Source organism: Sedimentibacter sp., assembly GCF_038562225.1.
In the GTDB taxonomy this organism is placed as follows: Bacteria; Bacillota; Clostridia; order Tissierellales; family Sedimentibacteraceae; genus Sedimentibacter.
The window spans coordinates 129,410-154,446 of record NZ_JBCFAS010000006.1 but is presented as its reverse complement, the minus strand read 5'-3'; the positions used below and the strand labels follow the sequence as shown (position 1 = coordinate 154,446).

General features: G+C 34.3%; 29 protein-coding genes. All 29 read right to left on the bottom strand.

The window, feature by feature from the left end; translation table 11 throughout:
• Nucleotides 1–261 precede the first annotated feature (261 nt).
• The 29 genes from AAGU76_RS18405 to AAGU76_RS18265 all read right to left on the bottom strand — a co-directional run bounded on the left by AAGU76_RS18405 (nucleotide 262) and on the right by AAGU76_RS18265 (nucleotide 24,864).
• Nucleotides 262–1,143: a phosphotransferase gene (locus AAGU76_RS18405; RefSeq protein WP_342486983.1), complete on the bottom strand. Its 882-nt coding sequence runs from the start codon at nucleotides 1,141–1,143 to the stop codon at nucleotides 262–264.
• A gap of 182 nt (nucleotides 1,144–1,325) precedes the next feature.
• On the bottom strand, nucleotides 1,326–1,820 hold the full coding sequence (locus AAGU76_RS18400) for a GNAT family N-acetyltransferase (protein ID WP_342486982.1): 495 nt from the start codon (nucleotides 1,818–1,820) through the stop codon (nucleotides 1,326–1,328).
• Between the two features lie 42 nt (nucleotides 1,821–1,862).
• Nucleotides 1,863–2,213 (bottom strand): tRNA-binding protein, encoded by a 351-nt coding sequence (locus AAGU76_RS18395; RefSeq protein ID WP_342486981.1) that lies wholly within the window; start codon nucleotides 2,211–2,213, stop codon nucleotides 1,863–1,865.
• Between the two features lie 73 nt (nucleotides 2,214–2,286).
• Nucleotides 2,287–3,099, bottom strand: coding sequence for a hypothetical protein (locus tag AAGU76_RS18390; protein ID WP_342486980.1), 813 nt, complete (start codon nucleotides 3,097–3,099; stop codon nucleotides 2,287–2,289).
• Nucleotides 3,100–3,258: 159 nt separating this feature from the next.
• Nucleotides 3,259–3,558: a hypothetical protein gene (locus AAGU76_RS18385; protein ID WP_342486979.1), complete on the bottom strand. Its 300-nt coding sequence runs from the start codon at nucleotides 3,556–3,558 to the stop codon at nucleotides 3,259–3,261.
• 159 nt (nucleotides 3,559–3,717) lie between these two features.
• Entirely contained in the window at nucleotides 3,718–4,245 is a 528-nt protein-coding gene (locus tag AAGU76_RS18380; RefSeq protein ID WP_342486978.1) for a GNAT family N-acetyltransferase, read from the bottom strand.
• Between the two features lie 342 nt (nucleotides 4,246–4,587).
• A complete protein-coding gene (locus AAGU76_RS18375) occupies nucleotides 4,588–4,845 on the bottom strand; it encodes a hypothetical protein (RefSeq protein ID WP_342486977.1) in 258 nt (85 codons plus the stop codon).
• Between the two features lie 75 nt (nucleotides 4,846–4,920).
• Nucleotides 4,921–5,457, bottom strand: coding sequence for a GNAT family N-acetyltransferase (locus tag AAGU76_RS18370; protein WP_342486976.1), 537 nt, complete (start codon nucleotides 5,455–5,457; stop codon nucleotides 4,921–4,923).
• A gap of 119 nt (nucleotides 5,458–5,576) precedes the next feature.
• Nucleotides 5,577–6,098, bottom strand: a complete 522-nt coding sequence (locus tag AAGU76_RS18365) for a hypothetical protein (protein ID WP_342486975.1) — start codon at nucleotides 6,096–6,098, stop codon at nucleotides 5,577–5,579.
• A gap of 54 nt (nucleotides 6,099–6,152) precedes the next feature.
• Nucleotides 6,153–6,731, bottom strand: coding sequence for a hypothetical protein (locus AAGU76_RS18360; RefSeq protein WP_342486974.1), 579 nt, complete (start codon nucleotides 6,729–6,731; stop codon nucleotides 6,153–6,155).
• Nucleotides 6,732–6,971: 240 nt separating this feature from the next.
• Nucleotides 6,972–7,505, bottom strand: coding sequence for an NUDIX domain-containing protein (locus AAGU76_RS18355; protein WP_342486973.1), 534 nt, complete (start codon nucleotides 7,503–7,505; stop codon nucleotides 6,972–6,974).
• A 72-nt stretch (nucleotides 7,506–7,577) separates the two neighbouring features.
• The gene (locus AAGU76_RS18350) at nucleotides 7,578–8,105 is read right to left on the bottom strand and encodes an AAA family ATPase (protein ID WP_342486972.1); all 528 of its coding nucleotides are present in this window, start codon (nucleotides 8,103–8,105) and stop codon (nucleotides 7,578–7,580) included.
• Between the two features lie 254 nt (nucleotides 8,106–8,359).
• Complete coding sequence (locus tag AAGU76_RS18345) at nucleotides 8,360–9,229, bottom strand: NAD-dependent epimerase/dehydratase family protein (protein WP_342486971.1); 870 nt, start codon at nucleotides 9,227–9,229, stop codon at nucleotides 8,360–8,362.
• A 161-nt stretch (nucleotides 9,230–9,390) separates the two neighbouring features.
• Nucleotides 9,391–9,999, bottom strand: coding sequence for a lactate utilization protein (locus tag AAGU76_RS18340; RefSeq protein ID WP_342486970.1), 609 nt, complete (start codon nucleotides 9,997–9,999; stop codon nucleotides 9,391–9,393).
• A 51-nt stretch (nucleotides 10,000–10,050) separates the two neighbouring features.
• A complete protein-coding gene (locus tag AAGU76_RS18335; protein ID WP_342486969.1) occupies nucleotides 10,051–10,386 on the bottom strand; it encodes a DUF6054 family protein in 336 nt (111 codons plus the stop codon).
• A 382-nt stretch (nucleotides 10,387–10,768) separates the two neighbouring features.
• Nucleotides 10,769–11,413, bottom strand: a complete 645-nt coding sequence (locus AAGU76_RS18330) for an N-acetyltransferase (RefSeq protein ID WP_342486968.1) — start codon at nucleotides 11,411–11,413, stop codon at nucleotides 10,769–10,771.
• A 49-nt stretch (nucleotides 11,414–11,462) separates the two neighbouring features.
• Nucleotides 11,463–11,849 carry a VOC family protein gene (locus tag AAGU76_RS18325; protein WP_342486967.1) on the bottom strand — a complete coding sequence of 129 codons (387 nt, stop codon included), beginning with the start codon at nucleotides 11,847–11,849 and terminating at the stop codon, nucleotides 11,463–11,465.
• A 129-nt stretch (nucleotides 11,850–11,978) separates the two neighbouring features.
• Nucleotides 11,979–12,359, bottom strand: coding sequence for a hypothetical protein (locus AAGU76_RS18320; protein WP_342486966.1), 381 nt, complete (start codon nucleotides 12,357–12,359; stop codon nucleotides 11,979–11,981).
• Between the two features lie 64 nt (nucleotides 12,360–12,423).
• The gene (locus AAGU76_RS18315) at nucleotides 12,424–12,942 is read right to left on the bottom strand and encodes an isoprenylcysteine carboxylmethyltransferase family protein (protein ID WP_342486965.1); all 519 of its coding nucleotides are present in this window, start codon (nucleotides 12,940–12,942) and stop codon (nucleotides 12,424–12,426) included.
• Between the two features lie 89 nt (nucleotides 12,943–13,031).
• A complete protein-coding gene (locus AAGU76_RS18310; protein WP_342486964.1) occupies nucleotides 13,032–13,775 on the bottom strand; it encodes a hypothetical protein in 744 nt (247 codons plus the stop codon).
• Nucleotides 13,776–13,960: 185 nt separating this feature from the next.
• A complete protein-coding gene (locus AAGU76_RS18305) occupies nucleotides 13,961–14,083 on the bottom strand; it encodes a hypothetical protein (protein ID WP_342486963.1) in 123 nt (40 codons plus the stop codon).
• Nucleotides 14,080–14,970 carry a 4Fe-4S binding protein gene (locus AAGU76_RS18300; RefSeq protein ID WP_342486962.1) on the bottom strand — a complete coding sequence of 297 codons (891 nt, stop codon included), beginning with the start codon at nucleotides 14,968–14,970 and terminating at the stop codon, nucleotides 14,080–14,082. The genes AAGU76_RS18305 and AAGU76_RS18300 overlap by 4 nt, the downstream gene beginning before the upstream one ends.
• A 104-nt stretch (nucleotides 14,971–15,074) precedes the next feature.
• Nucleotides 15,075–16,115 carry a DMT family transporter gene (locus AAGU76_RS18295; RefSeq protein WP_342486961.1) on the bottom strand — a complete coding sequence of 347 codons (1,041 nt, stop codon included), beginning with the start codon at nucleotides 16,113–16,115 and terminating at the stop codon, nucleotides 15,075–15,077.
• Nucleotides 16,116–16,400: 285 nt separating this feature from the next.
• On the bottom strand, nucleotides 16,401–18,002 hold the full coding sequence (locus AAGU76_RS18290; protein WP_342486960.1) for an FGGY-family carbohydrate kinase: 1,602 nt from the start codon (nucleotides 18,000–18,002) through the stop codon (nucleotides 16,401–16,403).
• A gap of 12 nt (nucleotides 18,003–18,014) precedes the next feature.
• Nucleotides 18,015–18,707: an L-ribulose-5-phosphate 4-epimerase gene (locus AAGU76_RS18285; RefSeq protein WP_342486959.1), complete on the bottom strand. Its 693-nt coding sequence runs from the start codon at nucleotides 18,705–18,707 to the stop codon at nucleotides 18,015–18,017.
• Between the two features lie 9 nt (nucleotides 18,708–18,716).
• Nucleotides 18,717–20,195 carry an L-arabinose isomerase gene (araA, locus tag AAGU76_RS18280; RefSeq protein WP_342486958.1) on the bottom strand — a complete coding sequence of 493 codons (1,479 nt, stop codon included), beginning with the start codon at nucleotides 20,193–20,195 and terminating at the stop codon, nucleotides 18,717–18,719.
• A gap of 18 nt (nucleotides 20,196–20,213) precedes the next feature.
• Nucleotides 20,214–22,481, bottom strand: a complete 2,268-nt coding sequence (locus AAGU76_RS18275) for a beta-L-arabinofuranosidase domain-containing protein (RefSeq protein ID WP_342486957.1) — start codon at nucleotides 22,479–22,481, stop codon at nucleotides 20,214–20,216.
• A gap of 484 nt (nucleotides 22,482–22,965) precedes the next feature.
• Complete coding sequence (locus AAGU76_RS18270; RefSeq protein WP_342486956.1) at nucleotides 22,966–24,045, bottom strand: GntR family transcriptional regulator; 1,080 nt, start codon at nucleotides 24,043–24,045, stop codon at nucleotides 22,966–22,968.
• Nucleotides 24,046–24,177: 132 nt separating this feature from the next.
• Nucleotides 24,178–24,864 (bottom strand): DUF624 domain-containing protein, encoded by a 687-nt coding sequence (locus tag AAGU76_RS18265; protein ID WP_342486955.1) that lies wholly within the window; start codon nucleotides 24,862–24,864, stop codon nucleotides 24,178–24,180.
• Nucleotides 24,865–25,037: the final 173 nt, after the last annotated feature.

Here is a 25,037-nt window from a genome sequence, read left to right as displayed (position 1 = left end):
GCATAATAGACTACTGGTTTGTGAGCCATTTGTAACATTTCTAATGCTACAGCAACTTCAAAAATACAACATGTTTCATATAATAGAACTGCTGTTTTTCTCATATTCCCTTATACCCCCATAAATTTATATTTTTCTTGGTAATCCATATGACGCATAATTTTACTATTGCGACGTTAAATCCAAACATTACGACATTACAACTGAAAAAATTATGCTAACTCATCTATATAAATTGGAATTTGATGGTTCATAAAATTATTATATAATGATACTCTTATACCATGTTGGAACAATATTCTTCATGTTGTCATACCAGTTTAGCACATCTTTTGCTTGATTTATCATTGTGTCAATTTCCTTTTGACCAAAGGAAAGTGCCCATGGAATAGATGAAAGAGTGTTACTTGAAATATAAAGGATTAAAATTCTCCAAAAATCCAACGGCACCTTATTATCAAAATAGCCATTTACCATTCCCGAAGCGAACAACGGTGCTTTTTGGACACTCCAAACGATACGATTGAACTCCTCCCATGGATCGCCATAATCACAACGGTCAAAGTCGATAATTTGCAACTTGCCATCATTATCAATCATCATGTTTCCGATATGATAGTCTCCGTGCTGATAGCATTGTGGGCGATTTTTCAGTAACTGGCGATTTGAATTTATATAATCTATAAAGGTTTGTGCGTTTTCGTATTTTATCTGGCAGTCACTGTAAATTCGAATATTTCGGTCGATTTTACAATTAAAGCGTATCTCCCAATCCTCCTGTGTTGATGAAATAGGAAGAGAATGAATTTTTTTCAAAATCCGACCTGCCTCAAGTCCATAAGTATACTGCTCTGTATCAGACAAAAGTGGAAGCTTTTCTTCAGCATCTTTTCCATCAATCCAGCGTTGCAGAGAATACACCCCCTCATCACAAGTTCCAAATTCAATAGGTTGACACATTGGCACACCAAGAGCTGCAACTCGTTGCATCATTTCAAATTCAACCTTTTTGCGGTTGTAATGATCTGAAGGAGAAATACGTAGTAGATACTTTCTCCTGTCCACTCTTATAACACAATATTTCTTATCACCCGACCAACCTTTTGTAATTGGTGTCAATGACATGAAATTGAATTTTAACATTTATATTCACCTCCTACATACAAAGAATCTATGCTACAAATCCCTATTTATTGATATTACATATTAACAATTGGTTTAAATCTGTTACTGATTCGTACTATGTGAACAATATGAGCTAATTATTTCCTAACATCTGTCTTCGCCTATTTTTTACTATAAACTTACTTCCTTTACATAAACTCTTATGCAACTTCTTTTAATATTACATTTTCAATGTTCATATATCTTTCCTTAATTCTATTTCCGCCTCTTATCTCATAAAAGTTACATGCAGGTTTATTGTCCTCTAAAACCCATATGAGCATTGGCTGTAACTTTTGGCTTGATAGTCTTTCTTGAACATAATTCAAAAGCATACTTCCTATACCCTTATTTTGATATTCCTTAATTATATATATATCATACAATTCACCATGATAAATTTCGTCATTACTTCTTTCTCTTCCACATGTGGAAAATCCAACTATTCCATTTTTACTTTCTTCAGCAACAAAAATAGAAATTCCATCTCTTGTAGAATTACTAATAATATTTTTCATTGCTTGTTCTCTTTGTTCATAAGACAAGTTATTAAGATATTCATATGATAAAATGCCTTTATATGTAGTTCTCCAAGCATCCACACTTACTTTTGCAATACTAAATGCATCAGATATTTTTGCTTCTCTAATTATCATTAAATTATCCTCTTGCAATTTAAGATTACGGTCTAATAATCCTTATCCAACCCTTGTGCCATTAGGTACCGTTTTTTCTGGTTGAGCCAATACAGGAACAATACCATCTGCATATCCAATGTCAAATAACATCCCTTCAGAAAGTTCTCCAGCCATTTTCTTAGGGTCCAGGTTGACAACAAATAAAGCCTGCTGTCCTTCAATTTCCTTTAGATTTTCTCTTTCACCTTTCATTCCAACTAATATGGTCCTCGTAAAATCACCAAAATCGACTGAAAGTTTAACTAATTTATTTGAACTTTTAATGTCCTCAACTGATATTATTGTTCCTACTCTAATATCAATCTTATCAAGTTCATCTAATGTAATATTTGGCTTTACTGAAGCATTCATTGCATTTTCCTCCTACGAAAATTATTAGAATTATATTACACACTATTCAACCTCCTGCTGTAATACTTGAAAATTACGACTTAAGTATATCACAAGTTGCTCTTATAAAATTAAGAGATTCATCCCAATCATTAAAAGGGTCGGTCAGTATAAAACTTTCCAACTTCAATTCATGAAGTATCAATATTTCTCTTTTCTGCCTTTCTTCAAGGCAAGCAATATACCCATTAAAATTTTCTAATTCATGTCGAGTACCGTAAGCTCCTTTTGTATGGTATTCAATTACATCGTCAAGCCATTTCTTATCTCTTCCTCTTGACACCTGTAAGATTCTCTTATTTATATCAGTACATTTAAGATAAAAAATTACAGGATTCATTTCTTCAATAATTTCACAAATGCTCTTCACATAAGACTTGCTAACTTTATATGAAAAGTCGAAGCGAATCATTGTTTCACACATAGGATTTTGTAATAGACAACAATTAAAAATATATGTCATGTTCTTATCACTATCCCTGACAAATTGCTTCCATTTATTCAGCATAACATTTTTCTCAGTATCCCATGGTAAGGAGTCATAAATCTTATATTTAAGTAGTTTTTCTAAAATACTCCCTTCCATTTTAGATAATGGAACAATATATCCAATGTTTTCATAAGTAGATTCTTTTAAAATTATATCTTGTTCTTCTTCTGAAAAACTATTAAGTTCTTTTTTTGACAGATATCCATGGAATTCATAATCTGCTGGATGATTTTTAGTTCCCTCATCTACAAAACATATATTTTCGTCACTTTCTTTCAAGTAATCAGCAATATATTTTGATGTATTGCTTTTCCCTGAACAGGGAAGTCCTTCAACGATAATTAGTCTATGTTTCATTTTATACCTCACATAAATGAAAAAATCCTAAATTTGTAATTTTCTACTGATTCGTACAATTTGAAGAATGCTAAATAACACAACTGCACATTATGCTCATAGTTTTCACGATAAATTGGAACTTGTGAACTTCGTGTTATGCTCATTACGCGAAGCTATTTAAGACTGTCTGCTGTGAAAAATAAGCTCTTTTCCGTTCTCTTTTGCATATAAAATTTCATCAGCAACCGATGTGCCAATATAACCATCAATATCAACAATATAAACGGCATCGCAAATATCTATTTTCTTATAATGTGCTGCAACAAGACGCTTTTGTGCCTCGTCAGTTATAGGCTCATTCTGCTCATTATAGATGCATTGAAGTACATTAAACCCTTTTTCAACCTCCAGTCTCCAAGCAATCTGTTTCATTTTCTCTGCAAATTTCATACTACCACAAATTGTTATAGTTTTCATTTTGTTCACCTCATCAAGTATAAATAATCTTCCTTACAACTTCCTATTTATCGTTTTCTAAATAAATAATTCATATGTCGAATTTAATAGTATTACATCACAATATTTGAATATTTCGAATTTAAAAACTAATATAGCCTGTCATTAACAAATAGAAATTTACAAATGTATCCAGTATCTTTCGAGATATACATTATCCGGCTCACAATAAATTGTACTTTCATATTCGCCATTGTTAGCCAGGATGGTACGTTTGCTACCTTCGTTTCCTTGAATGCACGTTATTAGAACATCCTTAAGCCCATATGCTTTACAAACTTCAAGACATTCAGCCAGCATATGCTTAGCGTAGCCTTTTCTTCTTTCATTAGGGCGTACCGAATATCCGATATGACCACCATATTTTTCAAGAAATTCGTTGAAATAATGTCTAAATTGAATCATACCAACTATTTTATTGCCTGCTTCACGAACATAAATGAATTGTTCACATGGAACCCAATTTTCAGGTGCACTTTCTTCATTTTCACATTTTTTATTAAATTCCAGCCATTCCTCAATATTTTCCATACGCCTCAATGGACCTGTCCCATCCATAGAGCTGTCAGCCTCTAGCATTTCTTTACGAAAGGCTTCAATATCACCTTCATAATTAAAATTCGGCTTAATTAAAACGAATTTACCCATAATACCCCCGATTTCTTGAATTCAGATTTTAGACTATTTTTTTATTAGTTAAAGTCAAAAGAAGAATATTTTCAATGATAGAAAATGGTGAATTTTTACCATATTATCAAAGTTTGATACAATTGTTTTTTGATATTCGAAAACAATACACATGACATTGGAGATAAATATATAGAAGCTGTAAATAGAGTTTTTTGTAGATCAAAGTATAAGAATACTCCATTTAAACTATATTTTTGACTTCCCTAAGAAATTATTGGTTAAAATACACTTCATTTGATCGTAAACATAAATTCCTACTAACATGACGGATTATTTGAATGCTATGCATCAATTATATCATTATAAAATATTGATTCGTTCTCCACAATGTCTACAATGAAACACATGTTTTTTTGCATAATTCAATCTATCAAGATTTTCAAATCCTCCGCAATTTGGACATCTTAATCTATGTCTATCTAATATAATATAGGAAAACATAAATATACCAGCAAAAATAAACAAAGGCCATTTAATAAACCCACACACTATTGAAATTCCATGTAAAACAATTAAATAGGTACCAAGATTTATATCTTTACTTGATATATATTTCATACTCCCACTCCTCAAATTAAATAAACTATACTTGGTTCACATAATTAAACCTTTGCTTGTAATTCGAATATTGAATCATTCATTTGTCATATTAATCCAGTATCTCCTGAAAATCTTACTACTATCACTATCCCTTATTTCCGAATCAAAAATTCCGCCATTTTTTTCAATTATTCTTGCTGAAGCTTGATTATCAGATTTACAAGTTATTAACACAGTATTAATTCCCATCGATTTTACTTTTTCTAAACCTATCTTTAAAATATGTGCACCATATCCATTTCTACGATTGGAAGGTGCTATATCATAACCAATATGTCCTCCAATATTTCTTAAAAACTCTGAATTCAATTCCTTTCTTACCCTAATGACACCTAAAATATGATTTGTGTTATCTATCAACCAAAAGGTTGAACATGGCACCCAACCTTCTTTTAATCCTATTCCTCTTGAATTATCTATGAGATTTTCTACATATTTATTAAAATCATCAAGTGCTGATTTATACATTTCATAATACTCTATTTCACCATACTTTTCATAATCTTGTACCATTTGTGCAAATTCGTCCTTGAATTTCTTTGAAGGTTCAATTAATAATAATTCTTTCACCGTTAATCCTCCTAGCTAATTGTTTCTTGTATATTTCTATGACGGAATATATTAATATTGCGAAGTTATAATTGTATTACATATAAGCTATCTAAGATAATGCTCATAATCTTTCATTATCAGCTTTTAACAGCTATTATTTGAAAATAAAGATACTGATACATTTCATCAATAACTTCCCTCATTTCATTTATATATAACTCATCAGTAAGAAGCTTAGGGTGAAAGGGTTGTTCTCTCCAAAGACGAATTCCGATATCATCAAATTCGTAATTTGTGCTAAGCAGTTCATCTTCCATATCATAGTTGCAAACGCTATAATTTTTTAGTTTTGATACTAATGCTTCAGCAGTAATTTGAAATACATCAATTCCATAGATTTCTATCTTTATTTTTTCTCTTAGCTCATAGTCGACTACGATTTCAACAGCTTTATTGTTTTCATATTTTACCATAAAAAATGATGAACCGTCTTGATATCTCGTATAGCAATCAATGTCAGTAGATTTTGATATGTCAAAATTCTGTTTATTTGACCATATAATATGAAGTTGTTCAAGAGTAAAAAGTATTTCTTCAGATGACATTCCCAATTTTAATGGTCCAATTCCCTCATGGGGAATTACCTCAATGTATTCCACGATTTCACCTCCATCAAATATAACTACTCTTTGCTTTGCATTTTTTTACTGATGTTACTTGATACTATACCATTTCATATCTGTATCTCTATGTATAGTTGATCCTAAAGGATATCCATATCTATATAGTTCTCTATTATCTTTAGATAATGCTACTGGGTTGATATCATGTGAAAACAATGCTTCATCCCAAACAAATGTTACCAATTTTCCATTTCCTATATTCTTTTTATTTCTTTGAGTCTCTTTACCTGCTTCTATATAAGCAACAGTTTCATCCTTATTTTCTACTACTAAAATTGTTGCTTTTTCTTTTTCACTATTGGTATAACTCATCCAACCAATAGTTCTAATATTATCATTTTTGTCATTAACATCTTTGGTATGTGAACTTATTGGTGCTCTCCAGAGAAATCCTCTTTTTGTAGCCATAACTGTTAAATAGTAGTCTGAAACTTTGTAAATATAAGCATATCCCCAACCAACATCAACTTCACTAATTACTTGAGAGTCTCTTTCTAAAAAATAATGTGCATTGGCTGCTTGCCTTGGTGTAAATCTATAGCCACTAATATATAAATATAGCACTAATACCAAAAATACTATGGATATAAAATGAGCCTTTGCCTTCATTATTAATCTCCTTTCGACGGTACAATCAAATAAGCAAAATTTATACAATATGTTGGTCTCCACTTTTCATAGTTCCCAACATCTTCATTAAATGTAAAACGTTCGTCCACTTTATCCCTATTAATTATTATAATTTTTTTATTTGTCCTATTTACCGATGTGACGCAAAAGTTTAAAGATACGCATGATTAAATATAAGCATGCTACATCAAATCAATATACAAATTCGAAATTGCCATATTACAGGGTGCTATCATTTTGTTTAGTACAACCATACTTTTTTCGAATATCAAAGAACAATTGTATCAAGCTCTGATAATATGGTATAAATTCACCACTTTCTATCATAGAAAATATTTCTTCTTTTGAAGCCCACTTAACATTCTGAACTTCCTCATACTGCAATGATAATTCATTGATATCTACCTCTTGCTCAATTAGATAAACATCATCAAATCCATTGTTAAAGTTTATGGTAATGTGAGGTCTAATATTTTTAAAATCTATTGTTAACCCAATTTCCTCATATAATTCTCTTTCAGCAGCAGATTGACTTGTATCACCTTTTATAGCACTTCCACCGACTGTTATATCCCACATGTTAGACCAACCTTTTTTAAAAGGTTGTCTTTGTTGAATTAGCATCTCACCATTAGAATTAAAAACACATACATGAACAACTAAATGATAATTATTTTTTTCAAAGGGTTCCCCACGAACCATAGTTTTATTTGTTTTATTTCTATTAATTTCATATACATCCCAAAGTTCCATTTTCACACCTCAAAACATCTGTCATTACTAATCAATTCGATAAATTGGCATTTATCTATTTCAAAATCAACACTAACGCTCCATTAATAATCGACTTATAGTTTTAATATTTCTGTCTATAGGCTGCGTTCCATCTACCCGAATGATCGGAATATTAATAGACTCTATCCATACTGTTACATCATCTTCTGAACGTTGCTCAACCATATCAAAAAACTTTTTCTCCTTCTCATATAAATCGCCACCTTGCAAAATCCTGTCTCCAAATTTTTTATATGACCTATCTCTTACTCGTTTCATTCTGATTTCTTTTGGTACACTAATCAATACCGCACAAGTAAACATGGAACTAACTTCTTCACCATAATTTCCTTTAACCGAAGCAAGTATAAAATTATCACATAGCTTTAGATCTTCTAACAATAAAGACGACACCTCTTCTCTTGTTCGTGCCATCTCATAGTTATAATCCATGCTATTTAAAGGGAAATAATAGTCTTCTATGTCCATAAACTTCCATTCTAATTTTTTAGATAGTTCTTTGCCTAATGTACTTTTTCCTGCACCATTTCCACCACATACAATTATTCTGTTTCCCATTCTATTTTCCTCATCAAATTCCTATTTATTGATATCAAATATAAACAATTGGTCTACAATATGTTACTGATTCGTAACATTTAAAAAATACGACGTAATTATTACAAAGACAAAACTAATTATTTAATCATAATCAATTTGAAAGGCACGATGCTTTTTTTATAGCTCATATTATTCGAGAGCAATGAAATCAAAATCCTGAATAGTATTGCACCATTGACTCTATATTGGATTTTTGGTATCTAGCTTAAGGATTATATGGCGGTGACTGATTCTATATAATAGTCTATCAACTCATATATCCAATCTTTTAGATTACTGAACTTGAATCCTAAGTTCTCTGCCCTATTTGTATTAATACTGTATTCAGGTTCAAAATTGTATGGTGCTTTTTCACCACCTTTCGATAAGACAGCCTCTTTTCCTGTTCTTTCTGTAACATACTTCAATATTTCTCTTATAGAAATGGTTTCATGCGAACTTCCATTAATAGGACCTGAAAAATCCTTATCAGCGAGAAATGCCATAAATAAACCCGCCTCGTCTGATCGGATAAATCCCATCTGACAATCAATATTATCTATATACATTGGTATTCCTTTTATAACATGTTCTACATAAAAATATAACCTTTTCGTATAATCGTCTTGTCCAATAACAAAGGGATATCTCACTGCAATTGCATTTATATCATTATATTTCTGCCACAGTGCATACTCAGCCTGTCTTTTTGCTTCATCATATGGGAAATCCATTCTTGAACACCAAATTAGTTTTTTATCTATTGGGTCAAAGTCTTCTTCCTTTGTGTCCCAATGTTTTTCATAAACTGATGTACTGGACATCAATATATATTTATTGCATTTTATAACATCTAATAAATATTTTACATCATTTGAGCAATAGGCAAGTTTATCATATACTATATCAAAAAACTTGCCAGATAATGATTCCTTCACACTGGCAGCATCATTTCTGTTAAAGATAATTCTCGAAACCTTATCTCCATAATTATCTTTTGCAATGCCTCTCGTTGCAATGGTTACATCATGTCCCTGTTCCAACAACTCTTTAATAAGATAAATTCCGAAGTATCTTGTTCCACCTATAACCAAAATGTTCATAAAAATCCTCTCAATAGTTTTATATGGTTTAGTTCTCTATTTTACTGCAGCTATGTAGTTAGGTGTTTTTAGCTCTCTTAATTTCACAGCTTTGATTTAAATCAAACCATTTTTTATGATATCAAATATCAGACCAATTTCATTATTTATAATTTAAAATATCAGAATCCACATTCTTCATTAACTATGAACACTTTAATTCTGTTGTTGTCTGTTTGTCCTCCAATAATTGAAAGGATGTTGCATACCCCTATACAATCTACGCACCGGTTCAATGTTACGCATGGAGGATTATATCCTGCACGCTTTGCATTTGTGGGGCATGCGACATTTTTAACTCTTTTTATTGCTTCATCTACTGTATCTGCAATTTTATTTTTGCCAACTACAATTATTACTTTATCTGGCCCATAAGTAATTGCAGCCACTCTGTTACCGGTATGGTCAACATTAACAATCCTACCGTCAACAGATATTGCATTCGAACCAGTAATATACCAATCTGTAGTAAGAGCCTTCCTTTTTAATTCTCTGCTCTCATCCCGATTTTTTGCAAGTTCTTTATCATATACAAAATTACCTCTTTCTAATAATAAGTTGGTAATATCCATCTTTTGGAGTGTAGCCGAATGACCGATTCCTATTGTCGATTCTATCGGTACTGTATCTAATATGCACGACTTAACATCTTCTAAACATTCAAAATACTTTACTTCCATGTTTCTCTTCTTAAAGTTCCCCACTAACTTTTTTAACTTATCTGAATCCATCCCTGACACCTCGTTGTTATAACATTTATCTCCATAAATTACTCCATATATTTATTCTAATTCCTCCATACAATATCTTACGATATCTACCAATTCATCTTCTGCTCCCAAACTGAAGTTAAAAATTACTCCTTGTCCGCCGCCTGCTCCAATAGCTGAAATAAAAATATCACTGCCATGACCAACTACTGTTAAACTTAAACTTGCCCTGCTTGAGTTTCGCATAAAATATTTATCATATACACGAACTGCTATATATGAATCTCCTGAACTGTAGTTGCTTTCATCAACTAAATTCATTGAAAAACCACTATTCATAATTTCATTTTCAAGTTTGTTTATTATTTCCTGAAAATTACCGATTAATTTCTTTTCATACTTTGCCATAATTGACCTCCATAAATACGCACATTTCGAATTATACGAACTAATTTGTTTATTAAAATGTATTAAAATTCAATTATAATCTTTTTGCATTTTTGACAGCAATAAGATTCTACATACGGAACATTAAATGTTCCTTTTTTTATATTTGATTCCTCTCTCTTTAATTAGATTAAAGTTCCACGGAAATTATTAATTAACAAATTGCTGCATTCTTTTTTGTTCTATTTAATTTTATCAGCAGCTCAAATCTATTACAATTCTGCAGGAAAAATTTAACAACCAATATATTAGACGAGAATAATATAAGATTTGTTACACAATTTTAAGATATTTATAAGCTGTGAATTACTGAATATTATTTTCAAGCCTTATACTAAAGGATTCACTGTATAATAGAATGGCTGTAAATATAAAATTCTTCCTGACTAGGTTCGAATTTCTTTTCCATTTTTTCCATACTTTCATCAAAACGCTCGGCTTCTTGTTCGTCTATCTTCATCACAGGACTTTCATAGTAAACCCATTTCCTTCCGTCCAAAGCTTCCGGCTTCAGTTCTTTTACCATCATTGCTGATGGGCATGTTCCATCATCAAGACATATATTGTACTTTTTACAGCTCTTAAAGCCACGGCTTACATAATTGTAAGGGTTTCCGAATATTACAATCACATCATATCCAAGTGCAGCCGCTTTTTCAAAAGAATGCTCCATAAGCATTTTACCGTAACCCATTCTTTGGTATTCATGCATAATGCAAACCGGACCGAAGGTAAGAATTTCTTTTTCCTGCCCAGACTCATCAACCAGTTTTGTCTTTGTATACATGATATTCCCGATAATCTGATCATCTGCTTCAATCACCAGATCCAACTCCGGCAGAAAGTCCTTGTGGGATCGCATAATATGAACTAAGTAGTGTTCAATGCATCCCGGAATATATAAATTCCAAAAAGATGACCTCGTGATTTCTTCTACTTTCTTATAGTCTTTTTCTTCTTCAATCCTAATGTTAATCGTTTTGTTCATCTATAAACCTCCTATAAATTAGCTAGAGAATTAAAATCAAAGCCTGCAACTAAATAATCTCCGCAAAAATTTCATGTATATTACCGTCCGGATCTGCAAATAATGCAGTTCTTTGGTTCCAAGGCATATCCTGTGGCTCATGGATAAGTGTTGCGCCCATTTCTATTAACTGCTTAAATGATTTGTCAACATCATTTGGATTTTCGCATGGAAAAGCCAGTTCAAAAGACTGTCCAGCTGCTTTTTTGCTGTATTCATTGCTATAACCAACCATAACATTTCTCAAACAGATAGCAAATCTTACTCCGCTATTTTCAAATTCAACATAATTGCCTAGGTCATTTATGATTCTAAAGCCAAGAACTTGACTGTAAAAATTCCTCATCTTTTCTATTTCATCTGTCCAAATTGTGATTAGGTTAATTTCTGGTTTCATATATGTTCCCCTTTCTTATTTTCCTTTTTTTGTAGTTGATATAAAAATTATTATATACCGGCAAGCGCAATTTGAAAATTTTCTAAATTCTGTTTGTCTTTTTTTATCCTTGCATACCGGAATAATTTTTTACCTTTTCAAATTCCATTCTTTTGTTTCATCATCTTTTTGCAGCACCAAGGCGTACCCGTCATCTCCTCTGTAAAAATAGATTCCTTTGCAGGAAGGATTCAAATCGATTTGAAATTCATTTTTAGCGCCAATCCTGCTGTTCATTCCATATGTCTGGTAAAAGGTAATGTACATGTTGTCTCCATCTTCTTTTACCTTAAGGGTTCTTACATATCCCATGCTGCTTGCAACACCAACATTAATTGTCATGATACTGCCATCTTCGGACACATTATAATTATTTAGTACTATATCCGATCTTTTTCCTCCAGTGATGAAAAACACAAAACCTATCGCTGTCAGTAACAGTATGACTACAACTGCTATCTGCCTTTTCATGATATGCCTCCTAAATTCTGATTTGCGAGATTATAATCGGCTCACACGCCAAATATACCCATACCTAAATATAACGCCTTACTTTAGTCATGTAATTCGTATACTCTTTACCAAACTTCTTTACGCACCATCTTTCTTCCGATAGGATAATCCAATGTGATGATATTTGAAAAACAATTAATATTGCCAGCAATATCAATGACTTAGTAAGCAGCACACAGCCTAAAAAATATATGAAATATGCCACATACATAGGATTGCGGGAAACACGGTATAGTCCGTTAAGATTGATACCATTCTTTGAAGGTCTTGCGAAATTTAATACTGACACAAAACACAGTAAGACTCCTACTCCATATACCCCCAAACCTACACTAAACCAATATGGGTCAGTTGTAATTCTGTGAAAACACAAATATACGAAAATCATAATGTTTGAAGTCTGATAAAACCAATATGCCGCCTTTTCTTTTCCAATCAAGGGAGCGAAGAATGCTGCACGTTTTAAAGAATCCTTGTCCAATATGCTTAAAAGTCCAAACCTTATAAGTATAAGTGGTATTAATGTTATAAATGAATTCATTTTACCCTCTTTCTTAAACGACTTACTATGATTAATCAGCAGGTCAAATTTCTATTTATTTGATTTAAATAACTTGTACTATACATAATCTAAAGATCCAATACCTTAAAACGTCCATTCTCTTTATCCCATTGAAGTTTTTCGATATATTCCCATGTATAATCTGGCATAACTTGATTTTTATCTTTTAAGGGAAATACTTTTCTCTGCAATATTTTAATAGTATCTTCACCTATTTCCACTGCTCTATCTTTCCAAAAATCATAATACTCTTGGTTCTCCAAATCCTTTGGCCATTTCATTGTCCATGTGAGACCTGCCTGCCATAACCCTCCATACCAATTTGACCATCCCTGGTATATAGTGCTTCCCGCAAAGAATATATAGGAAATTCCCCGGCTGTCAAATATACGGTAGTTACCTTCATCTACACTAAATAATTTAACCTCACTTATTATTTTACCGCTGGAGTTATCGAAAACAGCCATATATGCATTATAAAAGCCCCCTATATGGCTTAACTCAATGGATGGCCTTCGAACAACTACCAGCAGTTCATCATTATCCTTATTAATAAATGAACCGGGTATTATGCTCTCAATATAGTAGTTTTCTTTTTCTCCCGCACTATAAAATTTACCTTGTTTTACAAATTGTTGCTCTGGAAACATTGCGTTTATTATCTTCATACTATCTATTATCACATTGTGCATAGTTGCTTGCCGTTCTTTTACCTTGCTTTGCATATAACTATAGGCATAAAATATGATGGCACAAATTAAAAATATCATAAAGACCCTATGTAGCTTTCTGTTGCCTTTTATAAATGCCATAAAATTTTCATACGTCCTCTCAACTAATTTGTTTAACTTGCTGCTTAATCATATTGGAATATTGTTCATTGCTCTCTTGCAGACATCCTGTCTGCACTCTTCTTACGGATAAGGAAAATCTGCCAATATTTGTGCCACGCTCTATTTGAAAATATTTATTAATAAACATCTGATAATATTAATTATCAACCTTTACTTTTTCTTTCAGGCCTATTATCTATACTGTTTTCACTTGCATTTTGTGCGTCATTGATACATGCTGTGAGAAATAACGTTGTCCCCAAAGCAAGTAAAATACCCTTTTTCATAATAAACCTCTAGGTTTTACATAACAAATTGCTTTCCCGTTTGACATGATCAGTCTATAATCCTTGCCATGTAATACTGGTATTCTGCATTCACAGGGTACATCTACCTGGCACTTCCCGCAGCCATATCTTGGGCTGTGCTTTTCTCTTGTTTTGTTTAAAAATTCAGAGCATATAAAGTGATCCTTACCATTTTCCATGGTTATTGCATTTATCGGACAATTTTTTACACATTTGCCGCACATTGAACAGTATTCATATACATTTTCATAGTCTCTCCTGTCTGGCGACAAATGCAGGCCTGTTATTATGCTGCCGAATCTCCCTGCCATTCCTTTTGGGGTTATGAGCCCCTTGGATAGCCCGAATGTTCCAAGTCCGCATACAAATGCTGCGTGTCTTTCTGACCAATTGCTTGTAAACATTGTTTCATGATTTGTGCCGTTGGTATTAGACCAGAACCTTTCATCCAAAGAAGGGACTATACTTTCATAGCCTGCACTTTCAAGCTCAGACCTTAAATGCATACACAGCTTGTTTACAAGGATTTGGCCTTCAATGCGTCCATGCAGCCACTCTTCGGAAGGCCACGACATATCTTTTCTGTTTCCCTTTCTGACCTCTTCGCTGAATGGCAAAAAGAATGATATAACAGTCTTGGATGGGGGCATCCATTCTCTTGGAAGCATGAAGTGCTCCCCTATTGCTGATGGCTGCTTCAATAATGCAAAGCATTCATCATCTGCAGAACAAAATGCAAAAATAGGAGCATCAAAAATTTTCATTCCTGCAACTTTTTCTGAAATGGCCATTTCCTCTGTTATATAGTTTTCTTTTGAATTTACAACAAACTCCTCTGCAATCCTAATCAAATCCCGCTTTTCCATATGTTTCACTCTCCTGTTATTCTATTGAATTGCGAACTGCACCACTTACCGTAAACACTGCAGCTTCAATAATTCATATTAATTGTATTAACAAATTATTCCAATCAGATATGAGCGCCCAATCTGCGCTTATGGGAGTGGGTGCACTCCACGTGAGTATGAACATGCGTATGACTGCCGGAAACAGCTTCCTCATGAATGTGATTATGGTGACCATCGTCATGACTGTGGCTGTGCTCATGAGTTATTGCATCATGGTGATGTTTAAGTTTATGTCCCTCTGTTGAAGCGAAATACATGCCCAAAACCATTATGGATAATGCGACAATGAATGAGGCTGACGGTACCTCTCTAAAAATAACCAGCGACAAACCCACCCCGATGAACGGCGACACAGCATAATAGGCACTGGTCTTAGCGGCCCCCAGGTATCTTTGGGCATAAATGTAAAGGAATATGCTTAAGCCGTAAGCAAAAAATCCTAATATTAAGGCTGCTGCTGCAAATGAAATATTATTTATTTTTTCTCCTGCTGTCAGCGCAATTATTAAGGAACCTGTTCCCGCACCGATTCCTTTAATCACAACGATCTGCATGGGGTCCTTTACCGATAATTTCCTGGTACAGTTATTTTCCAATCCCCAGCTGATACATGCCAGAATTACAAAAATGGAACCAAATGAAAAGGAAAAACTGCCTAAGTCTTCTATGGACAATATAATGCTTGAGATTGTAATCAGTGAAATGGCGCCCCACAATCTCATTCCTATAGGTTCCTTAAATATCATTAAGGCTATCAGAGATGTTGCCACTATTTCAAAGTTGTTAAGCAATGACACATTGGCGGCAGATGTCATGGTGAGACCTATCATCAAAAATATAGGGGCTGCAATGTCTAATACAACCATACCGATAGTATAGGGAAGTTCTTTTCTTGTAAGTCTTGCCTCTGCATTTTTTGTACCATTGTTTTTCTTGATTATATCAATAACAAACATGCCTAATCCTGCCCCGAGATAAAGACATGCTGCCATCAATGCTGGCGGAATTTCCTTCAGAAGGAGTTTAGATATGGGTGAACTGACAGCATATAATGCCGCTGCCAGTATGGCAAAAAATATTGCTTTATATTGTTTGTTTTCCATTTTAAATACCTCACAAAGCTGTTTCATAATTATTTTACATACATCGGGCACTTCTGCTCCATAATTCTGAATTGCGGCAATAAGCATCACAACCGCAATTATCTGAAATGCAACCCAGGATATTCTTAAAACTTTTGTTTTTATTATATAACACACAGCAGAAGTTTTCCATATATTTCCCAATGGTGAGCCAATGTTATTATTTGTCCCTTTTGCGAATAATAAAAAAGCATGATTCACCCTTGGGGAAATTATCATTTCATGCTTTTTTGGTTTTGTTCTTTTTTAGTTGTTTATCTCCACTGCGAAGTTTTCTATCTGCAGGGTTTTTATATATCTTTTCAAAAAGCTGTTAAAGCCTTCTGTTTCCTCTTTATTTGGATAACATACACTAGTCTTCGTTTCTACAAAGATTACTTCATTTAAATATTCTTCAAGCGATTGATTTTCGTTTTTGTGCCACATATATTCTGCTAATACTGCCATGCCCCAAGCTCCGCCCTCACTTGCTGTGTCAGTGACTTCTACAGGAGTGTCAAGAGCGCTTGCCAGCATCTGCTGAGCAATTTTCTCTATTTTAAACAGTCCTCCATGACCTAAAAGCTTGTCTAGTTTTATTTCTTGATCATTGAATAACATGTCCAGTCCTATTTTAACAGTTGCAAAACTGGAGTATATATGTGCTCTCATAAAGTTCGAAAGGTTGAATTCATTCTCCGCTTCCCTGATAAACAGCGGCAGTCCCTCTTTAATTTTAACAACAGGTTCGCCGGAAAAATAATTTATTGATGTGAGTCCGCCGCAATCATACTTTCCATTTAACGCTGATTGATACAATAGATTATAAATATCTGAAATATTAACATTATTGTTTATTTGTTCTGCAAGCTGGTAAAACACTCTCACCCAGGCATCTATATCCGATGTGCAGGTATTGCAGTGCACCATAGCCACCGGGTGCCCCGCGGGTGTAGTTACCATATCTATTTCACTGTAATACTTAGATAGATTTTTCTCTAAAACTACCATAGCAAAAATTGACGTACCTGCAGAAATATTTCCTGTTTTTGGTGTTATGCTGTTTGTTGCAACCATACCCGTGCCTGCATCACCTTCCGGGGGACATACCAATATTCCTTCCTGCAGCATTCCAGTCGGATCAATCAACAATGCACCTTCCTTGGTTAATCTTCCACCCCTTTGACCTGCTAACAGCACTTTTGGCAATATGCTTTCAAGCGAAATGGTGAAGCCTTCATTTTCAGCTACTTCTTTAAATTGTCCCATCATATTTTTATTGTAATCAAGCGTGGATTCATCTACAGGGAATATGCCAGAAGCATCGCCTATACCTATAACCCTTTCGCCGGTAACCTTCCAATGAACATATCCGGATAATGAAGTAAGAAAGTCAATATTACCAACGTGGCTTTCCTTGTTTAAAATGCTTTGATATAGATGAGCTATGCTCCATCTTTGCGGAATATTGAAATTAAAGTGCTGACTTAACAAATAAGCTGCCTGCTCAGTAATAGTGTTGCGCCATGTTCTAAACGGAACAAGCAAATCCCCTTGCTTATCAAATACAAGATATCCATGCATCATAGCCGAAAATCCAATAGAGGAAATTTTCGTAATCACAACATTAAATTCCTCTTTAACATACTCTGCAATATCTTTATAGCATTTTCTTAGTCCCGTCCATACCTCTTCCATGTCGTATGTGAATATACCATCCACTAACTTGTTTTCCCAGTTATAGCTCGACTTTGCAATTACATTAGCACCAACAGCAGTAAGCACTGCCTTTATTCGTGTAGATCCAAATTCAACTCCTAAGCATATCTCGCCTGAAGAGATAATTTCCTTTAGATCATTATTATGCATATTCCACCTCGTTTATTTTTGCCCATAATAGGATTTTTCGCCATGTTTTCTTAAATAATGTTTATCCAATAACTCCTGCTGCATATTCTGAAGATTATTTTTCTTAGTGTAGCTATGCCATGCCATAAATGCAACCTCTTCCAAAACAACAGCATTATGAACTGCGTTGTTGGCATCTTTCCCCCATGAAAATGGCCCGTGGCTGTGCACAAGAACAGATGGAATATCCTTATAGGATAACTTTTCAAATGTTTCAACAATTACTTTTCCTGTATTTTCTTCATAGTCGGCTTCTATTTCATTACTTGTCATGGGCCTGGTTACAGGTATGCTTCCATAAAAATAGTCAGCATGCGTAGTTCCCAGCGCAGGTATTTCTTCACCCATCTGAGAAAAAATTGTTGCCCATGGGCTATGCGTATGAACTATACCTCCTACATCTTCAAACCTTCTGTATAGCTCAAGATGAGTTTTTGTGTCGGAAGATGGTTTTAAATTACCCTCTACCACGCCTCCTGTTTCCAAATCAACTATCACGATATCCTGCGGCGTTAAATCTTCATATTCAACACCGCTTGGCTTTATCCCGATTACTGAATTTTCTCTATCTATTTCTGAAACATTGCCCCATGTAAACTTCACAAGATTATACTTAGGCAACAACAAATTTGCTTGATATACCCTGGTTTTTAGCTGTGAATACATAATAAACCCCTATAATTGCAGCTTCCATGCCAAATCATTCAGGAAAAGCTGATTTTTTAGATTTGCAATATTTGTTTCCTTTGAAATATGAACAAACTCTATTCCCAAAATCTCAGCTAAGTCTTCCATGTGCTCTGCATTCAAATCATAACTTAATACCGTATGGTGTGCACCGCCTGCTATAATCCAAGCTTCGGCACCTGTCAGCAAATCAGGAGTCGCTTTCCACATCAGTCTGGCAACCGGAAGGTTAGGCATTTCATAAATTGGTTTAACACATTCAACATCATGACATATGAGACGGAAACGTCCACCCATATCAACCAGTGTTACAACGATGGCATTACCTGGCTTTCCTTCAAACACCAGTCTCGCCGGAGGATTCTTACCACCAATGCCCAAATGATGAACTTCAATTTTAGGCTTGTCTGATGCAAATGAAGGACAAACTTCCAGCATATGAGCTCCTAAAGACAATTCGTTGCCTTTTGCCAAATCATATGTATAGTCTTCCATAAAGCCTGTTCCGCCGTTTAGGCCATTAGCCATTGCTTTCATAACAGCAGTTAAAGCTCCTATCTTCCAGTCTCCTTCACCTCCATATCCATATCCTTCTCCCAGCAGCCTTTGTGTTGCCAGACCAGGAAGTTGATCCATCCCATGCAAATCTTCAAAGGTATTGCTAAAAGCTGCACAGTTCTCTCTTTCAAGCATCTGCTTAATGGCAATTTCACATTTTGCCTGATATTTTACAGCATCGATATTATCTGTGTTAAATTCATACTTTTCGCTGTACTCCGCCATCAAATCATCCAACTGCTGTGGAGTTACATTGTTAATATGCTCTACAAGTTCCCCTACAGGCCATGTATTAACCTGCCAGCCTAACTTAATCTGTGCTTCCACCTTATCGCCTTCAGTAACTGCAACCTGGCGCATATTATCTCCAAATCGCATAACTCTGACGTCTTTGCTAAAGCATGCTCCTACAGCACTTCTCATCCAGTTGCCTAAACGAATCTGAACATCTTCATCCTCCCAGTAACCGGCAATAACCTTTCTTTTACTCCTCAGTCTTGCTGCAATAAAGCCATGTTCTCTGTCACCATGTGCTGATTGATTAAGGTTCATAAAATCCATATCAATTTCTTCATTAGGTATTTGCCTGTTATATTGTGTAGCAAAATGACAGTACGGCTTTTGTAAACTTACAAGGCCGTTTATCCACATTTTGCTCGGACTGAATGTATGCATCCATGTTACGATACCTGCACATTCAGGTGTGTTATTTGCTTGTTTTACAATATCATATATTTCATCATTTGATTTTACAGTTCCCTTATACTCTAATACCCATGGAAGATTACCAGATTGAGTCATTTTTTGTGCCATTTCCCTTCCACGGGAATCAACTGTGTCCAATACTTCCTGTCCATATAATGTCTGACTGCCTACTACAAACCAAAATTTATAATTACTGCTGTTCATGCTGAACCTCCATACAAATTATTTTATTTTCACATATACGTGATAGTTCTCTTTATCTATTCTGTTAAGCGGCATTAATTTATGCTCTTCCAGCATAAAATTAAGATGGCCGTCATGCAATAATTTCCTACCCACTGTTTCATCGTTAACATCAAACATAATAAACTCTGATTGTTTTGAAATTGCAGCTAAAACGTAAGGACCCCAGCAAACACTGACTGTCTTTTCGTCGTCTATGCACTTCGACAAGTATCCGCTGCAGCTGCATAATAACTCAACTATTCCATTTTGAATTTCAAAATTAATATATCCATCCTGGACAATCGCTTCTGTTTTCGAACCATTAACTTCCACGGCTATATCTTTTGCCCATAAAGGTTTTCTGATCTTAAGACTTTTTCCGTTAAGTTCATTAACCTTAACCTTTATATTGAGGTTTGTTTCACTTATTTCGGTTGACAGTTCTACGTCTGCATCATTTGCCTGAAGACTGCTTGGAATAAATAGATTAATGAACAATGAATCTTCAGATTTAGCATATATGTATTCCCCATATTTGAAGTGGTTTTCAAGGCCTGTCCCATGGCAGCAAGAATTCTCAGCAACATTAAATCCCTTTTGAGCACCCGGTCTTACGCTCATGAAGTATGTACTTCCTCCTGTAGGAGCGGATATATCACCACTGGAGAGGATGTGATTTGTAACTGTAGTCTCGTAGTAATCCATGTATCTTGAGTCAGAATTATATTCATAGAGCATTCCTGTAAGCTTAAGCATATTATAGCTTGCACAGCTTTCTGCCGTTTTCTCGGATATAAACCTTGCGATCTGCCTTGCAGGTTTAAACATCTCAGTTTCACCTGTACCACCGATAGAATATATATGATCTTTTGTAACAAAGTTCCAAAATGCATCTGCAATTTCAAATCTATCTTTTTCTTTTGTTACATCAAATTGTCTGAGGCATCCGATAATTTGAGGAATATGCTGATTAGCATGAAGGTTGCCGAGTGCATCTATCCTCATCTTCATTGGAAGATATAGCTTAACGTTATCAAAATATTTACTTGCTGTCAGATATCGCTCATCCATTGTAAGCATATATAAATCTGCGAGAACCTCATTGATTCCTCCAAACTCCCCCGCAATATACATTGCCCACATCTTATCTCGTTGGTCTTTTGTCAGCTTGCTCAATCGGTTATAGACCCAGAGTCCTATACCTTTCAAAATTTTGAGAGCCTTTGAATTTTCACCTTGAATATAGCAGTCTCTCAATCCTGCCATAATTTTATGAAGTGTGTAATAAGGTGCCCAGATTGTCGGATATGTGGTATATTCCTCTAAAAGATCAAATTGCTCTTCATCATATCCGCTTAAAAATCCTGAAGCAAACTTATCTGGATATTTGGCCATTTCTTGTTGACACATATAAAGCTCGTCTACCATATAATCAAGCTTAGCTTTTATTTTTTCATTTCCCGTAGCCCCAAAGCACAATGCAAGAGCAGACAGATAATGACCGGTTGTATGACCCTTTAACCTGCACTCAGGTGCATCCCAGCCTGTCATTGGACTTGCGCCATTTGTACTTACTCCTGCTGCACTTCTAAAATTATACAACATACTTTCATCATCAACATTTAACAGGCATTCAAGCACTCTTTGCTGCTGATTGTAGAAATCGCTTGGCGGCAGCAGCTTTACATTTTTAGCATTGTAAGATTGCACTTCTTTTTTAATATTTAGCTTTGGCATCAACAGGTTTTCATTGTCAGTAACAATTACTTCTGCCATAGATGCAACGTTATCCTTCACTGAACCCTTTACAGCAAAATCCCCTTCCTTCTCAACCATGCACGGTTTAACCTTTTCCCATTCAACAGAAACAACTATGTCTTCACCTAGGTTGTTAGAGGCAACCATAACAGAAGGCAATTCAGGTAATTTCCCAACCTTTGTATAAACAGTAATCGGATACACCCTTTCGATTGTGAAAGGATATTCCTTTTCCAGTACATTGGCTGTATATGTCTTTACTTTTGTTATGCCCTGATTAGTTGCGGTTAATATCAGAGTAACCTGCCTGTTGCCAGCACCGAAATGCGGACGCGATACCCTGCCTTCTTTAGTCAAGAGATAGTCATTGGATGACTGCCAGTCAAAAGATGTTCCATTTTCTCCTTTCAACGGCAGGGAAATGTCTGTCTCTACAGTTGACAAATTCCCTAAGTAGATTCTATCTATATCCATATCCACAAGTTTTTCTAAGCTGTTTTCAAGCATGATATACCTCCCTATAATTATTTTGCCAAGACTTCATTTTCATCACACAAAATCAAACTGCATTTACTAATAATTATAATTGCATGTTATACAATCGTCAATACAAAATTGAATACATTTTTTTATAATACAGTACAAATTACTTAATTTGTACTGTTTGTACATCTGAGACTTCGCTACTGCAAACTGTTTACTCCGGCAGCGCTAATGGCTTAAACATTTTTACTTAGTAATAGGTTTTTTAATCGGAAGAGCCCTTTCCTATAAAAAAGTTGCTCCGCAACTCCGCTAGGGGGACCTACGTCCCCCTTCGGCGTAAAAACGCTTGCGCATTTTTTACTGAGCACCCCCCCTAACGGCAAGGACGTCCCGTCCTTTGCAATCCTCGTTTTTATATAATAAGAAAGAGAACTTTCTTATTATATAAAAAAAGCATTTGCGATATCTGCAAATGCTTTTTGTATGTAAACTAATAACTCCGTATTCACTTATTATACTCTTTTACTGAATTCCTAATGATTAACTCAGGTTCAAAAAGAACATTGTCACACTTCTCTCCTGCAATAAGGCGAAATATTGATTCTGATATCTCAATTCCTAACAGCTCTTTGGGATGCGCAATTGTCGTGAGCGCAGGAGAACAAGCAACAGCTTGCTTTTCATCATCAATGCTGATTAAAGAGCAATCCTCCGGAAGATTATAGCCTTTTTCACCTAATATTTTTATTACTTTCGCTGCAATTTGATCATTATAACAAAAAAGAGCTGTACAGCCTTTAAGATATCTTATCATTCTGTTGCTGTCTTCTTCAAAATATTTAATATCTTCCGTCGTAAACCACAGAACATTTTCCACTGATATGGCAATATTGCTATCATTAGCAGCAGCTATGGCTCCCTTGTATCTCAGGTGCCCCTGGATGTCATCTGATTTTAAACAAAGTGCAATTTTCTTATGCCCATTGTCTATCAGATGCTTAACTGCTAAATAGCCAGCCCTTACATCATCTAAAGCAACATGCGGAAAATCCATTTCCGGATAATAAGAATTTAAAAAAATTAACGGAATATCTTTATTGGAAATTTCATCATACAAATTTTTATTTGCATTTGGCAGAGCACTTTTTGTAGGTTCTATAATAAAGGCATCAACGCCTGAATCAAGCATTGATCTCAATGCCCTGGCTTCATTTTCAACGTCATTTCTTGTACTGGCAAGCTGCATATTATATCCATTGCTGCTGATTACCGATTCTATTCCATTGATGATACTGGGAAATATATATTCATTAAAATATGTGACTATGACTCCTATTATTTTGCTTGAACGTTTCTTTATATGCATGGGTGAAGAAATATATGTTCCACTTCCCTGCCTGCTTTCAAGAACTTGTTCTTTTATAAGAAGATTTATTGCTTTTCTTACAGTTTGTCTGCTTACGCAATACATTTGAGTAAGAGAATGTTCTGTATAAAACTTTTCCCCTCTTTCTAATCCTTCTTCAGAAATCTTTTCTTTAATCCATTCTGCAAGTTGAACATATTTTGGCGCTTTTTTCTTCATATTATTTCACCTCAATGTAATTAATCGTTATTTATTAAGATACTATCTGAATCCACCTAAGATTATCAAATATAATAATATATATCAATACAAATTTACCAGTAATTGTAATATTATTGTTTTTATATGTAATCATTGCTTCGGTAAAACAACGAATCTTTCAATTAACGGCCATGTAAAAAAACAGTTTGTAAAAATCAGTACATAGAAACCAAGTATAAAAAATATGATCCCTGAAAAAGGAAAATACAAAATTCCTAAAACAAACGCAGCTATATTTAATGCTGAAACCACCAATGTTCTCCAGCCGCCTATTATCATTAATATAAACGAATTCTTAAGTTGAAACAAAAAATCCAACTCTATATTAGCTGCCATAGGAATAAGATACGCAATAAAGGAAGTTAACAGGATGCTTAGTATTCCAGCCATTGACCAAAGGATTGCATCCCCGGAACCTGACCCTTTCTCCATATATGCAAATAAATTTGTGCAAATAATCAACAAATCAAACAAAACCAACAACAGCACGACGCTTAATATTATTCCCTTTTTAAAATTGCTTTTAAAACTGCCGAAGAAATCAGAAATAACGAATACATGTTCATTCCTTATGAGCTTGCAGCACAATTCATTATATGCTAATGTTGCTCCGCCAATAGTTATAATCGGAAGACAGAAGATTGAATACAGCATATTCAAACCAATAAATCCCCAAAATTCAACAGTTATCAGTTCTATATACAATGCTAAACCCTTTTTAGGCGGTGCATTTTTATCTATACCCGGTCCTGGATTATAATAACTTTTAAAAAACATGATGTCTCCTTTATTACAAATGTATTAAAAATGTAGTAATGTACAAGGTACATATACTACTTTAATGAAAAACAAAAAATTTGTCAAATATTATAATTAAATTCAAAGCTTTACTACGACATATGTATTTAAATATTAATCTAATTAGATACATATTTACTATTTTGATTACT